This window comes from Massilia sp. P1_C10 (assembly GCF_056406475.1).
In genome coordinates this window covers 349,842-363,605 of the sequence record NZ_JBFUAC010000004.1, presented here as the reverse complement: position 1 = coordinate 363,605, position 13,764 = coordinate 349,842, and the positions used below count along the sequence as shown (strand labels likewise).

Annotated in this window: 13 protein-coding genes; 6 read left to right on the top strand and 7 right to left on the bottom strand. The window is 63.1% G+C overall.

The window, feature by feature from the left end:
- Positions 1–20 precede the first annotated feature (20 nt).
- The 7 genes from AC1D02_RS11725 to AC1D02_RS11695 all read right to left on the bottom strand — a co-directional run bounded on the left by AC1D02_RS11725 (position 21) and on the right by AC1D02_RS11695 (position 6,803).
- Positions 21–794, bottom strand: a complete 774-nt coding sequence (locus AC1D02_RS11725; RefSeq protein WP_477316927.1) for a peptidylprolyl isomerase — start codon at positions 792–794, stop codon at positions 21–23.
- An 86-nt stretch (positions 795–880) separates the two neighbouring features.
- Positions 881–1,660 (bottom strand): peptidylprolyl isomerase, encoded by a 780-nt coding sequence (locus AC1D02_RS11720; protein WP_477316925.1) that lies wholly within the window; start codon positions 1,658–1,660, stop codon positions 881–883.
- A 102-nt stretch (positions 1,661–1,762) separates the two neighbouring features.
- Positions 1,763–2,029, bottom strand: coding sequence for a BolA family protein (locus AC1D02_RS11715; RefSeq protein ID WP_477316923.1), 267 nt, complete (start codon positions 2,027–2,029; stop codon positions 1,763–1,765).
- Positions 2,026–2,658 carry a septation protein A gene (locus AC1D02_RS11710; RefSeq protein ID WP_477316921.1) on the bottom strand — a complete coding sequence of 211 codons (633 nt, stop codon included), beginning with the start codon at positions 2,656–2,658 and terminating at the stop codon, positions 2,026–2,028. Before AC1D02_RS11710 ends, AC1D02_RS11715 begins: the two co-directional genes overlap by 4 nt.
- Before the next feature lie 12 nt (positions 2,659–2,670).
- Complete coding sequence (gene msrB / locus AC1D02_RS11705; RefSeq protein ID WP_477316919.1) at positions 2,671–3,066, bottom strand: peptide-methionine (R)-S-oxide reductase MsrB; 396 nt, start codon at positions 3,064–3,066, stop codon at positions 2,671–2,673.
- A 10-nt stretch (positions 3,067–3,076) separates the two neighbouring features.
- Positions 3,077–4,540: a protein adenylyltransferase SelO gene (locus AC1D02_RS11700; RefSeq protein WP_477317161.1), complete on the bottom strand. Its 1,464-nt coding sequence runs from the start codon at positions 4,538–4,540 to the stop codon at positions 3,077–3,079.
- Positions 4,541–4,703: 163 nt separating this feature from the next.
- The gene (locus AC1D02_RS11695) at positions 4,704–6,803 is read right to left on the bottom strand and encodes a catalase (protein ID WP_477316917.1); all 2,100 of its coding nucleotides are present in this window, start codon (positions 6,801–6,803) and stop codon (positions 4,704–4,706) included.
- 208 nt (positions 6,804–7,011) lie between these two features.
- Here AC1D02_RS11695 and AC1D02_RS11690 point away from each other — a divergent pair, with 208 nt between their 5' ends.
- From AC1D02_RS11690 to AC1D02_RS11665, 6 genes are all read left to right on the top strand, one after another.
- Positions 7,012–8,664, top strand: a complete 1,653-nt coding sequence (locus AC1D02_RS11690; RefSeq protein ID WP_477316915.1) for a 3-(methylthio)propionyl-CoA ligase — start codon at positions 7,012–7,014, stop codon at positions 8,662–8,664.
- A gap of 34 nt (positions 8,665–8,698) precedes the next feature.
- Positions 8,699–9,925 (top strand): branched-chain amino acid ABC transporter substrate-binding protein, encoded by a 1,227-nt coding sequence (locus tag AC1D02_RS11685; protein WP_477316913.1) that lies wholly within the window; start codon positions 8,699–8,701, stop codon positions 9,923–9,925.
- Between the two features lie 101 nt (positions 9,926–10,026).
- A complete protein-coding gene (locus AC1D02_RS11680) occupies positions 10,027–10,971 on the top strand; it encodes a branched-chain amino acid ABC transporter permease (protein ID WP_477316911.1) in 945 nt (314 codons plus the stop codon).
- Positions 10,968–12,233, top strand: a complete 1,266-nt coding sequence (locus tag AC1D02_RS11675) for a branched-chain amino acid ABC transporter permease (RefSeq protein ID WP_477316909.1) — start codon at positions 10,968–10,970, stop codon at positions 12,231–12,233. Before AC1D02_RS11680 ends, AC1D02_RS11675 begins: the two co-directional genes overlap by 4 nt.
- On the top strand, positions 12,230–12,976 hold the full coding sequence (locus AC1D02_RS11670) for an ABC transporter ATP-binding protein (protein ID WP_477316907.1): 747 nt from the start codon (positions 12,230–12,232) through the stop codon (positions 12,974–12,976). Before AC1D02_RS11675 ends, AC1D02_RS11670 begins: the two co-directional genes overlap by 4 nt.
- Positions 12,969–13,673: an ABC transporter ATP-binding protein gene (locus tag AC1D02_RS11665; RefSeq protein WP_477316905.1), complete on the top strand. Its 705-nt coding sequence runs from the start codon at positions 12,969–12,971 to the stop codon at positions 13,671–13,673. The genes AC1D02_RS11670 and AC1D02_RS11665 overlap by 8 nt, the downstream gene beginning before the upstream one ends.
- The last annotated feature ends 91 nt before the right edge of the window (positions 13,674–13,764 follow it).

The following is a 13,764-nucleotide window of genomic DNA, read 5'->3' as shown; positions in this document are numbered from 1 at the left end:
TTTCTCGCGAGAGCAGGGTATTACTGGATCTTGGCTTTCTTGGCCAGTTCGTCGCGGTAGGCGGCGAGCTTGCGCTGCTGGATCGATTCCGACACTTGCGTCTTGACTTCCTCGAACGGAGGAATCTTGGCGGCGCGGGTGTCTTCCAGCTTGATCACGTGGTAGCCGAACTGGGTCTTGACCGGGGTCTCGGTGACCTGGCCCTTGTTCAGCTTGACCATCGCCTGCGAGAACTCCGGCACGTAGGCCGCGGAGCTCGCCCAGTCCAGGTCGCCGCCGTTCGCCGCCGAGCCGTCTTTCGACTGCTTGGCCAGCTCTTCGAACCTGCCGCCGGCTTTCAGCTTGGCGATGATGGCTTTGGCTTCTTCTTCGGTGCCGACCAGGATGTGGCGGGCGTGGTATTCCTTGTCGCCGACCTGCGCCTTGTACTTGTCGTACTCGGCCTTGGCTTCGGCGTCCTTCACCGGGTTCTTCTTGATGTACTCGGCCAGCATCGCGTTGATGATGATGCTCTGACGCGCGTTTTCCAGCTGCATCTTCACTTCAGGACGGGTGGCGATGCCCTGCTTGTCGGCTTCCTGGATCAGCACTTCGCGGTTGATCAGGTCCTTCTTGATCGCCTCGCGCAGTTGCGGAGAATCGGCTTGCTTGCCCTGGGCGACAACTTGCTTGACGATCTGGTCGACTTTCGACGACGGGATCGCCTTGCCGTTGACGGTCGCGACGTTCTGCGCGAATGCCGGGGCGGCGACCAGTGCGGTCATGGCTAACAGGGTGGCTGGCTTGAAGATCATGTTCGATTCCTATAAAAATCCGAGATGGAGGCGCCAAGTTTCAACGCGCGCCGGCGCCACGAAGGCGCCGGCAGGGTGGTGATGAATTACTGAACCTTGGCTTTGGCAAGCATCGATTCCTGGTATGCCTGCAGTTGCTTCTGCTGGATCGCTTCTTCGATCTGGCCTTTGACTTCTTCCAGCGCCGGCAGCTTGGTGGCGCGGGTGTCGTCCAGCTTGACGATGTGGAAGCCGTTCGGGGTCTGGACCGGCTTGTCGGCGATCGCGCCTTTCTGCAGGCCGACGAAGGCGTCGCTGAATACTTTCGGGAACGACGACGGGGTAGCCCAGTCGAGGTCGCCGCCATTGCCGGCGGTGCCGGTGTCTTTCGACTGCTTGGCCAGCTCTTCGAACTTGGCGCCGCCCTTCAGCTTGGCGATGATGGCGTTCGCTTCGGCTTCGGTGCCGACCAGGATGTGGCGCACGTGGTATTCCTTGTCGCCGGCCTGCGCCTTGTAGCGCTCGTATTCGGCCTTGACGTCGGCATCCTTGACCGGGTGCTTGGTGACGAAGTCACGCACCAGGGCGTTGATGACGATGGTCTGGCGCGCCGTTTCCATCTGCGACTTGACGGTTGCGTCTTTCTCGAAGCCTTGCTTGACGGCTTCCTGCATCATCACTTCGCGGATGATCAGGTCTTTCTTGACCGCTTCGCGCAGCTGCGGCGAGTCCGGCTGCTGGCCCTGGGCGATGACTTGCTTGACGACGGCATCGGCGCGCGAGGAAGGAATCGGTTTGCCGTTGACGACGGCGAGGTTTTGCGCGAACGCCGGAGCGGCGGCTACAGCAAGAAGGGCTAACAGCAAACGGGCAGGCTTAAAGGTCATTATTTGTTCCTGATGGAAAAGTTTCTTGGACAGATGAATCGATTTTTTTGTACGTCGCGATTGTCGAACAGATTTCTTAAGAAGACCTGAACATGCGCCCGGTCACTGCTCGGACGGGGCCAGCGCAGTGATGGCAAGGGCATGGATCTCCTTGTGCATCATATCGTGCACGGAATCATACACCAGACGATGGCGCATGACGAGCCTCTGGCCCTCGAAGCGGGGCGACACAATCTTGAGGCGGTAATGGCCGCCGCCGGACGCCGCGCCGGCGTGGCCCGCATGCAGGTGCGACTCGTCGGTCAGTTCGACCAGGGTGGGCTCGAGCCGGGCCAGCCCGGCGCGGATGCGTTCCATGCGATCGCTCATGCTTCTTCCTCCATCAGGTACTTCGACAGCACGAAGGCCTGGAGGACGGTGAAAGCGAAGAAGATGCCGGTGGCGCCAAATACCTTGAAGTTGACCCAGGCACTGGTATTGCCCTTGAAGATGACAAAAGCCATCAGCAGGTTCAGCAGGCCGAGCGCGAACAGGAACCAGATCCAGGCGAAGCAGACGCGCGGCCAGACTTCCTCGGGCAGCTTGAACGCCTCGCCCAGCACACTGCGCATCAGGTTCTTGCCCATGAAGACCTTATAGAACAGCAGGATCGCCGCGAAGGTCCAGTACAGGATGGTCGGCTTCCACTTGATGAAGGTTTCGTCGTGCAGGTAGATCGTGGCGCCGCCCATGATCGTGATGACCGCCGCGGCGACCCACAGCATGCCGTCGACTTTCTTGCCGCGCAGCTTCAGGTAGGCGATTTGCACCGCGGTCGCGACGATGGCGACGACGGTGGCCAGAATCACGGGCGCGACCTTGGATGCGACGGCGCCGCCGGACATCAGGCCGCCGAGGAATTGCAGGACGATGCCGTGGGCCGCTTGCTCGTGGCCTTCACCCCATTTGAATACAGCAAAAAACAGGATGACGGGAAACAGGTCGAACAGAAATTTCATGTGGTCCGGTAATTAGAGTGGTTCGAAGCGCAGCGACGCCGAATTGATGCAGTAGCGCAACCCTGTCGGCGGCGGGCCGTCAGGGAACACGTGTCCCAGGTGGGCGTCGCAGACGGCACAGATGATCTCGGTGCGCAGCATACCATGGGTGCGGTCGGTCTTTTCGATCACGTTGGCCGGGTCGATGGCCTTGAAGTAGCTCGGCCAGCCGCAGCCGGAGTCGAACTTGGCGTCCGATTCGAACAGTGGGGTGTTGCAGCACACGCAGGTGTAAATACCGTGCTCGTGGTGATCCCAGAACTTGCCGGTGAAGGCGCGCTCGGTGGCCGCGTGGCGCGTCACCTGGTATTCCATCGGATCGAGCATCTCGCGCCATTCGGCGTCGCTCTTGCTAACTTTGTCGGTCATGATGAGCCTTTCAGGATGAACAGCTGACTTCGAGGTGGCTGGCCCAGTGGGGCGGCAAGGCGGCGTAGGATTCGTTTTCCGGCTGCTCGTCGAACGGCCGCTCGAGGATGGCCAGCAGTCTGGCGATTTCGGTGTAATCCTTTTGCTGGGCCTTTTCGATCGCCACTTGGGCCAGGTAATTGCGCAGCACGTATTTCGGGTTGGCCGCGTCCATTGCGCTCTTGCGTTCGCGGTCGACGCTCGATTCCTGGCGCAGGCGCGCGCGGTATTGGGCGGCCCAGGCGTCGAAGCTTTCGCGCTCGATGAACATGTCGCGCAGCGGGGCGTCGGCGGACGGGTCGTCCAGTTGCAGGTTGCCCAGCTTGCGAAAGAACTGCGTGAAGTCGACGCGGCCGGCCGCCATCAGCTTGAACATGGCGTCAAACAGGGCGGTGTCTTCTTCCTTTTCGGTGCTGAGGCCAAGCTTGGCGCGCAGCAGGTGCTCGAGCGTTCGCTTGAACTCGGGCTGGTAGACGGCCAGCGCCTCCTGGGCGTCGTCGGCGTCGCCGATCAATGGCATCAGCGCCTGCGCCAGCGCGTAGCAGTTCCAGTGACCGATCTGTGGCTGGTTGGCGTATGAGTAGCGGCCCTGCTGGTCGGTGTGGTTGCAGATGTGGTTCGGGTCGAACGCTTCCATGAAGCCGAACGGGCCGTAGTCGAGCGTCAGGCCGAGGATCGACATGTTATCGGTGTTCATCACGCCGTGCATGAAGCCGACCGCCTGCCATTGCGCGATCATGCGCGCGGTGCGGCGCGTCACTTCGGCCAGCATTGCGGTGTACGGGTTCGGCTCGGCCGTCAGCTCGGGGTAAAAGGTGTAGAGGACGTAGTCGGCCAGCGCCTTCAGTTCTTCCGGCTTGTCGCGGTAGTACCAGTGCTCGAAGGAGCCGAAGCGCACGAAGCTCGGCGCCATGCGCGTGACCACCGCCGAGGTCTCGACCGTTTCACGCATCACGCCCTTGTCGGAGCCGGTGATGCAGAGGGCGCGCGTGGTCGGGATGCGCAGCGCGGCCATCGCCTCGGAGCACAGGAATTCGCGGATCGACGAACGCAGCACGGCGCGGCCGTCGCCCATGCGCGAGTACGGCGTCAAGCCTGCGCCCTTGAGCTGCAGCTCCATCGGGCCGGCGGGGCCGTTCAGCTCGCCAAGCAGGATCGCGCGGCCGTCGCCCAGCTGGCCGGCCCATACGCCGAACTGGTGGCCGGAGTAGACGGCCGACAGCGGCTGCGAGCGGGCAGGGACGCGGTTGCCGGTGAGCAGGTCGACGAAATCGCTTTGAGACAAGTGCGCCGGGTCGAGTCCGACCAGGGCGGCCGCCCTGGCGCTGGCCGCGACGAAATACGGCGCCGGCAAGGGCGTCGGCATCAGCCGGGTGTAGAAGGCAGGGGGCAAGGCGGCGAAGGAGTTGCCCAGCGGGAGATCGTCGGCAGTAATGGCAGGTCCAGTCTATCAAATGAAAATGGGGTCAGGTTCGTCGAACCTGGCCCCGGAATTCTACCGTGCCGGCTGAAATGGCGCACAGTTCATGCGGCGGCGACAAGCACGGGGTCAGGTCCGCCGGACCTGACCCCAGGTGTTGGTCCGCGGCGTCGGCCCATTACGCCAGCGTGCGCAACTTCGGCTCGCGGTCCCACTGGCGCGTCTTGGCGGCAGCCACGAACGCTTTGCTGTTCGACGCCTCGACCACGCCGGCATCCTTTTCGATGCCGGCCTTGTCCAGCACGGCGCGCGCGCCTTCATCGGCCGCAATCGCTTTCAGGTGACCGAACGCATCGCGCACGAAATCGACCGCGCACGCTTCCGCGGCCAGCTTGGCGCCCGACTCCGCGCTCAGCACCAGCGCGACCGCGTCGAACAGCACCGACGGCGTGCCCGCCAGCTGCCCGTCGACCTTCAGGCGCGACTTGTCGGCCAGGACCACTTCGCCCACGTGCGGCGCGATGATCTTGAAAGAGGCGCCGGCCTTCTTGACCGCGGCGGTGATGCCGTCGATCGTGGCCTTGTCGGAGCCGTCGTCGACCAGCACGCCGACCGCGCGGCCTTCGAGCGTGTCCTTCATCTTGCCGATGATCTGCAACGCGGGCGATGGTTCCATGTCCTTGGCCTCCACGGTGGTTGGCGCCGCATCCGGCACCTTGTCCATGCCTAACCCGGTCGCGACGCGCTGCGCCAGGTCCTCGTCGACATGGCGCAGGTGGCTGACCACGTTTTCGCGGATATGCGGATGCTCGACCTTCGACAGCTCGAACACCAGCGCGGACGCCATGTGCGCCTGCTCGATCGCCGTCTGGCTGACGAAGAACTGGCGCGCCTGGCTGTAGTGGTCCGAGAACGATTCGGCGCGGATGCGGCTCTTGGCGCCAGTCTCCTCGTTGACGAAGCTGCGGAAACCGGTCGGCGTTTCGCGCGGGCCTTCCGGCGCGAGCGTGTTCGGCTCGTAGTTGACGCGGCCGACCGGCTGCGCCATCTGCATATGGCCATCGCGCTGGTTATTGACGAACGGGCACTTCGGCGCGTTCACCGGAATCTGGTGGAAGTTCGGGGAACCGAGGCGCTTGAGCTGGGTGTCCAGGTAGGAGAACAGCCGGCCCTGCAGCAGCGGATCGTTGGAGAAGTCGATGCCCGGCGGGATATGCGACGGACAGAACGCGACCTGCTCGGTCTCGGCGAAGAAGTTGTTCGGCCAGCGGTTCAGCACCATGCGGCCGATGACTTTGAGCGGAATCAGTTCTTCCGGAATCAGCTTGGTCGCGTCGAGGTGGTCGAACGGCAGCGCGTCGGCCTGTTCCTGGGTAAACAGCTGGACGGCCAGGTCCCACTCGGGGAATGCGCCGCTGGTGACCGACTCGAACATGTCGCGGCGGTGGTAGTCGGGGTCGGCGCCGGCGATCTTGACCGCTTCGTCCCACACCGTCGACTGCAGGCCCAGCTTCGGCCGCCAGTGGAACTTGACGAAGGTCGAATCGCCCTTGGCGTTCAAGAGGCGGAACGTGTGCACGCCGAATCCTTCGATCATGCGCAGCGAGCGCGGGATGGTGCGGTCCGACATCGCCCACATGATCATGTGCAGCGATTCCGGGGTCAGCGAAATGAAGTCCCAGAAGGTGTCGTGGGCACTCGCCGCCTGCGGAAAGCCGCGGTCCGGCTCCATTTTGACGGCATGGACCAGGTCCGGGAACTTGATCGCATCCTGGATGAAGAACACGGGGATGTTGTTGCCCACGAGGTCCCAGTTGCCTTCCTTGGTGTACATCTTCACGGCGAAACCGCGCACGTCGCGCGGCGTGTCGATCGAACCGGCGCCGCCGGCCACGGTCGAGAAGCGCGTAAATACTTCCGTTTGCTCGCCCACTTCGGTGAGGATTTTGGCGGTGGTGTAGTCAGCCAGCGATTCGGTCAGCTCGAAGAAGCCATGCACGGCGGTGCCGCGCGCGTGAACGATCCGCTCGGGGATGCGCTCATGGTCGAAGTGGGTGATCTTCTCGCGCAGGATGAAGTCTTCCAGCAGCGTCGGTCCGCGCGCGTTGGCGCGCAGCGAGTTCTGGTTGTCCGAAATCGGCACGCCCTGGTTGGTGGTGAGGATGGCGCCTTGCGCCTGCTGATGTAGTTCTCCGGCGTTGCCGAAAGCTACCGAAGGGGTGTTTGCGATGGCTGGCTTGGCGCCGTTCTTGCCGCCGTTCGATTTTTTGGTGGGCATTGTCTTGGATCTCCAGGGATTTCACGTAGTGTCTGAAAAGTATAGAGGGCTGCGCGGCGCGCACGATTGACATTATTTTTATTTCAACGATATGTAAAAACTATCGAGCCGTTAGCTATTGCGTTGCAGCATCGAAAAGTATTGACTGCCTTCGCAGGGTGGAACGAAACTCAAGGTCAGTTGCAAAAAAATCCACAGGAGCTGTCGCATGACGTCATATCCAAAAAGCCCAGTGATGGGCCAGATGATGGACCAGCCGCTGCTCGTCTCGAGCATCATCGAATTCGCCGCACGCCACTACGGCCACGTCGAGATCGTGTCGCGCCGGGTCGAGGGCGACCTGCATCGCTACACCTATCGCGACTGCCACCAGCGCGCGCGCCGCGCCGCCCACGCGCTGACGGGGCTCGGCGTTCAGATGGGCGACCGGGTCGCCACGCTGGCCTGGAACGGCTATCGCCACATGGAGCTGTATTACGCGGTGTCGGGCATGGGCGCCGTGCTGCACACGATGAATCCGCGCCTGCATCCGGAGCAGATCGCCTACATCGCCAACCACGCCGAGGACCAGTACCTGTTTTTCGACCTGACCTTCCTGCCGCTGATCGAAGCGGTCGCCGCGCACTGCAAGACGGTCAAGGCCTTCGTGCTGATGGCGGACCGCGACCGCATGCCGCTAGAAACCAATATCCCGAACCTGCTGTGCTACGAGGATCTGATCGCCAGCAGTTCCGACGATTACGCGTGGCCCCTGTTCGATGAAAATTCGGCGGCGTCGCTGTGCTACACCTCCGGCACGACCGGCAATCCGAAAGGCGCGCTGTACTCGCATCGTTCCACCGTGCTGCATTCGTACGGTTCGGCGATGCCGAACGCGCTGAACGTGTCGGCCGCCGACACCGTGCTGCCGGTGGTGCCGATGTTCCACGTGAATGCGTGGGGCCTGCCGTATTCGGTGCTGCTGTCCGGCGCCAAGATGGTGTTCCCGGGCGCCGCGCTGGACGGCAAGTCGCTGTACGAGCTGTTCGAATCCGAACGCGTGACGTTTTCCGCAGGCGTGCCGACGGTCTGGCTCGGCCTCGTCAATTACGTGCTGCAGAACGATCTGAAGTTCACGACCTTCCGCCGCACGGTGATCGGCGGCTCGGCCTGCCCGCCGGCGATGATGGAAACGTTGATCGACAAGCTGGGCGTGGAGGTGATCCACGCCTGGGGCATGACCGAGATGTCGCCGCTCGGCACGGCGGGCGGCCTGCAGGCCAGGCACCTGGCGCTGCCGAAAGAAGAGCAGCGCAAGATCCTGCAGAAGCAGGGACACGCGATCTACGGCGTCGACATGAAGATCGTCAACGACGAGGGCGTCGAGCTGCCGTGGGACGGCAGCACCTATGGCCACCTGCTGGTCAAGGGACCGTGGATCATCTCGAGCTACTTCAAGAACGAGGGCGGCGACGTGCTGCAGGACGGCTGGTTCCCGACCGGCGACGTGGCGACCATTGACGCCGACGGCTACATGCAGATCACCGACCGCAGCAAGGACGTGATCAAGTCCGGCGGCGAGTGGATCGGCACGATCGACCTGGAGAACATCGCGATGGCGCATCCGGCCGTGCTGCAGGCGGCGTGCATCGGGATCGCGCATCCGAAGTGGGACGAACGTCCGCTGCTGCTGGTGGTCAAGCGGCCGGGCGAGGAAGTCACGCGCGAGGAGATACTGAAATTCTTCGAAGGGAAAATCGCCAGGTTCTGGATGCCGGACGACGTAGCCTTCATCGAGGCGCTGCCAATGGGTGCGACCGGCAAGATCCAGAAGAACAAGCTGCGCGAGCAGTTCCGCGAGTACAAGCTGCCGAACACCTGAATCTATAACCACAACAAAGAGGGATGGAGACACCATGAATAAACTCGCAGCCGCAATCACCTTCGCGCTCGTCGCGCCGTTCGCCTACGCGGACACCGTGAAGATCGCCTTCATCGATCCGCTGTCCGGGCCATTTGCGCCGGTCGGGCAGAACCAGCTGCACAGCTTCCAGACGATGGCCGAATTGGCCAACAAGGAGAAGTGGGCCGGCGAGCACAAGATCGAGGTGGTCGGCTTCGACAACAAGGCCAGCCCGCAGGAGTCGCTGACCCAGTTGAAGGCGGTGATCGACCAGGGCTACCGCTACATCACCCAGGGTAACGGCTCGGGCGTCGGCCTGGCGCTGCTGGACGCGATCAACAAGCACAACGAACGCAATCCCGGCAAGGAGGTGGTGTTCCTGAATTACGCCGCGATCGATCCCGATATGACCAACAGCAAATGCAGCTTCTGGCATTTCCGCTTCGACGCCAATTCGGACATGAAGATGGAGGCCCTGACCTCGTACATGGCGCCGAACAAGGACATCAAGAGCGTCTATATCATTGGCCAGAATTACGCGTTCGGGCAGGCACTCAGCCGCGCGGCCAAGGAGTATTTGAAGCGCAAGCGGCCTGACATCAAGATCGCCGGCGACGATTTGCATCCAATCGCGCAGGTGAAGGATTTTTCGCCGTACATCGCCAAGATCAAGGCATCGGGCGCCGACACGGTCGTTACCGGCAACTGGGGCGCCGACCTGGCGCTGCTGATCCGCGCCGCAAAGGACGCCGACCTGAAGGCCAACTTCTACACCTACTACGCCGCGACGACCGGAGTGCCGACGGCGATGGGCGCGGCCGGCGCCGAGCACGTGAAAATCGTCGGCAACTGGGTGGCGAACAACGAAACGTTCAAGGGCAGGGAAATCGTCGACGGCTACAAGAAGAAGTACAACGACGACTTCTACACCGCGCAGACGCACAGCAGCATCGGCATGCTGTCGCAGGCGATCAAAGCGGCCAGGTCGACCGATCCGGTGAAGGTGGCGTTCGCGATGGAGGGCGCCAAGCTGAATAGCCTGAATGGCGAGGTCACGATGAACAAGGCGGACCACCAGCTGCAGCAGCCGCTGTACATCGCCACCTGGACCAAAGTAAACGGCAAGGACGTCAAGTTCGACCAGGAGAACACCGGCTACGGCTGGAAGGTCGAGAAGAAGATCGACGCGTACATGGCGGGGCAGCCGACGTCGTGCCAGATGAAGCGTCCGGGCGTTTAATCGATTGTCGTTCCAGCGGAGGCTGGAACCCATACTGCGCCTGAACGCTACGTCGGCATGGGTTCCTGCCTGCGCAGGAACGACGGCGAGAAATAGAAATCATGGAATTTACGCTGTTCACACTGCTGAACGGGGTCAGCTACGGCCTGCTGCTGTTCATGCTGTCCTCGGGCCTGACGCTGATCTTCAGCATGATGGGCGTGCTCAATTTTGCGCACGCGAGTTTCTACATGCTGGGCGCCTACATGGCCTACACCATCAGCGCCTGGCTCGGTTTCTGGCCCGCGCTGATGATCGCGCCCCTGGTCGTCGGCCTGGCCGGCGCCGCGGTCGAACGCTACGGCCTGCGCCCGTTGCACAAGTTCGGCCACATCCCCGAGCTGCTGTTCACCTTCGGCCTTTCCTACCTGATGGTCGAACTGGTGCAGCTGGTGTGGGGCCGCGCGGCCGTGCCGTATCCGATCCCGAAAGAACTCGATCGCCCGCTGTTCACGCTGTTTTCCACCAGCTTCCCGATGTACCGCGGCTTCATGATGCTGGTCGCGCTGTCGATGCTGGCCGGGATCTGGCTGGTGCTCACGCGCACCCGCGTCGGCCTGGTGATCCAGGCTGCGCTGACGCATCCCGACGCGGTCGAGGCCCTCGGTCACAACGTGCCCCGCGTGTTCATGTGGGTGTTCGGCGGCGGCTGCGCCCTGGCAGGCCTCGCTGGCGTCATCGGCGGCAATGCTTTCGTCACCGAACCGGGCATGGCGGCCACCGTCGGCAGCATCATCTTCGTCGTGGTAGTGGTCGGCGGCATGGGATCGCTGGCCGGCGCCTTCGTCGCATCGATCCTGATCGGCGTGCTGCAAACCTTCGCCGTGGCGCTCGATTACTCGCTGATGTCCGTGTTGAACTGGGCGGGCGCCAACATCAACGCCGCCACACCCGGCTACAGCGTGTTCAAGGTGACCATCGCCCAGAGCGCGGCGATCCTGCCGTTCCTGCTGCTGGTGCTGATCCTGATCTTTCGCCCCAAGGGCTTGATGGGAACGCGCGAATGACGTTCAAGCCGATCAACCTCGGGCGCTGGCTGCTGTGGAGCGGCTTCGCGCTGCTGCTGCTCGTCGCTCCACTGATCTTCACCAAGGGCGCCGCGCTGTCGATCCTGTGCCAGATCGGCACCGTGATGATTTTCGGCCTCTCGTACAACATGCTGCTGGGGCAGGGCGGCATGCTGTCGTTCGGCCACGCGGTCTATTCCGGCCTCGGCGCGTTTTGCGCGATCCACGCGATGAACGCCACCGGCACGCACGTGCCGACCACGCTGATCCCCCTCGTGGGCGGCGTCGCCGGGATGTTCTTCGGCATGCTGTTCGGCTACGTCATCACGCGCAAATCCGGCACGACCTTCGCGATGATCACGCTCGGGCTGGTCGAACTGGTGTTCGCCGGCTCGCTGATGTTCCCGGAGTTCTTCGGCGGCGAAGGCGGCGTGACGACCAACCGCGCCAGCGGCCAGCCTTTCCTGGGCATCACGTACGGGCCGCAGATCCAGGTGTACTACCTGATCGCGGCATGGCTTTTCGCCAGCGCCGCGGCAATGTTCGCGTTCACCCGCACCCCGTTGGGACGCATCCTCAACGCCGTGCGCGACAATCCCGAGCGCGCGGGCTTCATCGGCTACGACGCGCAGTGGGTGCGCTACCTGACCTTGATCCTGTCGGCCTTCTTCGCGGGGATCGCGGGCGCGCTGGGCGCCATCAACTTCGAGATCGTCAGCGCGGAAAACGTCAGCGCGATTCGCTCCGGCGGCATCCTGCTGTTCGTGTTCATCGGCGGCATCGGCTTTTTCTTCGGGCCGCTGATCGGCGCGGTGGTCGGCGTCTTCTTCACCGTGATGCTGTCCGAGTACACCTCCGCGTGGCAGTTGTACCTCGGGCTGTTCTTCATCGCCGTGGTGCGCTTTGCGCCGGGCGGACTCGCGAGCCTGCTGATGCTGCTGCTGCGCGTGGCCAAATTCGGCAAGTTTGGGCGCATCTGGCGTCCGCTGCTGGCGGTCTCTTACAGCACCCTGGTCGGCGTGATCGGCTTCGTGATCGGCATCGAACTGCTGTACCACCTGACGCTGGAGTCGGCCGGCGGCAGCGGCATGCGGCTGTTCGGCTTTCAAACGGACACCCACTCCCCAGGGCCCTGGGTCTTCGCGGCGACGCTGATGGTGGTGTCTATGCTTGGCTACCGGCGCAGCCAGCCCCGGTACATGGCGGCGTGGAACGACGTGAATTCGGAAATCGCCGACAAGCTGAAAGGAGGCGCCGCGTGAACGCCCTCGAACTGAAGGACGTGCGCAAGAGCTTCGGCAAATCCGAGATCATCCGCGGCGCCAGCCTCGCCGTCGCCAAGGGCGAACGCTGCGCGATCATCGGGCCGAACGGCGCCGGCAAATCGACGCTGTTCAACCTGGTATCGGGGCGCTACGGAATCAGTAGCGGCGACATTCGTTTGAACGGACGCAGCGTGGCCGGCCTGCAGCCTTACGAGATCAATCGCCTCGGCCTGGCGCGCAGCTTCCAGATCAGTAACCTGTTCGACAAACTGAGCGTGTACGAGAACCTGCGCTGCGCCGCGCTCTGGTCGCTCGGCTACAAGTATTCGTTCTGGCAGCGCCTCGACAGCCTGCGCGATGCGCACGAACGCGCCGAGCAGGTGCTCGAGGAGGTCGGGCTGCAGCGCCAGCGGCACCTGCCGGCTGCCGTTCTGTCGTACGCCGAGCAGCGCGCGCTGGAGATTGGTATCACCATCGCCGGCGGCGCCGACGTGATCCTGCTCGACGAGCCGACCGCCGGCATGAGCCGCGGCGAATCGGATGCTGCGGTCGAACTGATTCGCAAGGTCACGGCCGGAAAAACCCTGGTGATGGTGGAGCACGACATGGGCGTGGTGTTCGGGCTGGCCGACAAGATCGCGGTGCTGGTGTACGGCGAGGTGATCGCATGCGACACGCCGGCCAACATTCGCGCCAACGCCGCGGTGCAGGCAGCTTACCTGGGCGAGAGCCATGGCTGACATCCTCGACATCAATGGCTTGCAGGCCTTCTACGGCAAGAGCCACATCCTGCACGGCGTCGACCTGCGGGTCGGCGAAGGAGAGATCGTCAGCCTGTTGGGGCGCAATGGCGTCGGGCGCTCGACGCTGGTGAAAGCGGTGATGGGGCAGGTGTCCGCGACCGGGTCGGTGCGTTTTCGTGGCGACGAGCTATTGGGCTTGAAGGCGTTCCAGATCGCGCACAAGGGCGTCGGTTACGTGCCCGAAAACCGCGACATCTTCCCGACGCTGACGGTGGAGCAGAACCTGGTGCTGGGCCAGAAGAAGTCGACGCCGGGCGGGCGCTGGTCGATCGCGGACATGTACCGCATGTTCCCGCGGCTCGAGGAGCGGCGTTCGGTCGCCGCCGGCGTGCTGTCGGGCGGCGAGCAGCAGATGCTGACATTGTGCCGGACGCTGATGGGCGACCCCGACCTGATCATGATCGACGAGCCGACCGAAGGGCTGGCGCCGATGATCGTCGCGCTGGTGGCGCAGTACCTGCTGGCGCTGAAAGAGAAGGGCGTGGCCGTGCTGCTGGTGGAGCAGAAGCTGGCGATCGCGCTGGATATTTCGCAGCGCGTGTACGTGATGGGACATGGCGCGATCGTGTTCGAGGGGACCCCGGCCGAACTGCGCGCAAACGCCGCAGTGCGCAAGGAATGGCTCGAGGTGTAAGGGTCAGACCCAGGTTTAGTTGCAGCCGACCCTACAAAAATAATACGACCGTACTTTTATCGGTTATAGTTAAGAATTGCTGGTTCAACTG

Excerpts from the sequence above, each read along its gene's own strand:
- AC1D02_RS11725 (WP_477316927.1), bottom strand. The coding sequence starts at position 794 with ATGATCTTCAAGCCAGCCACCCTGTTAGCCATGACCGCACTGGTCGCC.
- AC1D02_RS11720 (WP_477316925.1), bottom strand. The coding sequence starts at position 1,660 with ATGACCTTTAAGCCTGCCCGTTTGCTGTTAGCCCTTCTTGCTGTAGCC.
- AC1D02_RS11715 (WP_477316923.1), bottom strand. The coding sequence starts at position 2,029 with ATGAGCGATCGCATGGAACGCATCCGCGCCGGGCTGGCCCGGCTCGAG.
- AC1D02_RS11710 (WP_477316921.1), bottom strand. The coding sequence starts at position 2,658 with ATGAAATTTCTGTTCGACCTGTTTCCCGTCATCCTGTTTTTTGCTGTA.
- msrB (WP_477316919.1), bottom strand. The coding sequence starts at position 3,066 with ATGACCGACAAAGTTAGCAAGAGCGACGCCGAATGGCGCGAGATGCTC.
- AC1D02_RS11695 (WP_477316917.1), bottom strand. The coding sequence starts at position 6,803 with ATGCCCACCAAAAAATCGAACGGCGGCAAGAACGGCGCCAAGCCAGCC.
- AC1D02_RS11690 (WP_477316915.1), top strand. The coding sequence starts at position 7,012 with ATGACGTCATATCCAAAAAGCCCAGTGATGGGCCAGATGATGGACCAG.
- AC1D02_RS11685 (WP_477316913.1), top strand. The coding sequence starts at position 8,699 with ATGAATAAACTCGCAGCCGCAATCACCTTCGCGCTCGTCGCGCCGTTC.
- AC1D02_RS11680 (WP_477316911.1), top strand. The coding sequence starts at position 10,027 with ATGGAATTTACGCTGTTCACACTGCTGAACGGGGTCAGCTACGGCCTG.
- AC1D02_RS11675 (WP_477316909.1), top strand. The coding sequence starts at position 10,968 with ATGACGTTCAAGCCGATCAACCTCGGGCGCTGGCTGCTGTGGAGCGGC.
- AC1D02_RS11665 (WP_477316905.1), top strand. The coding sequence starts at position 12,969 with ATGGCTGACATCCTCGACATCAATGGCTTGCAGGCCTTCTACGGCAAG.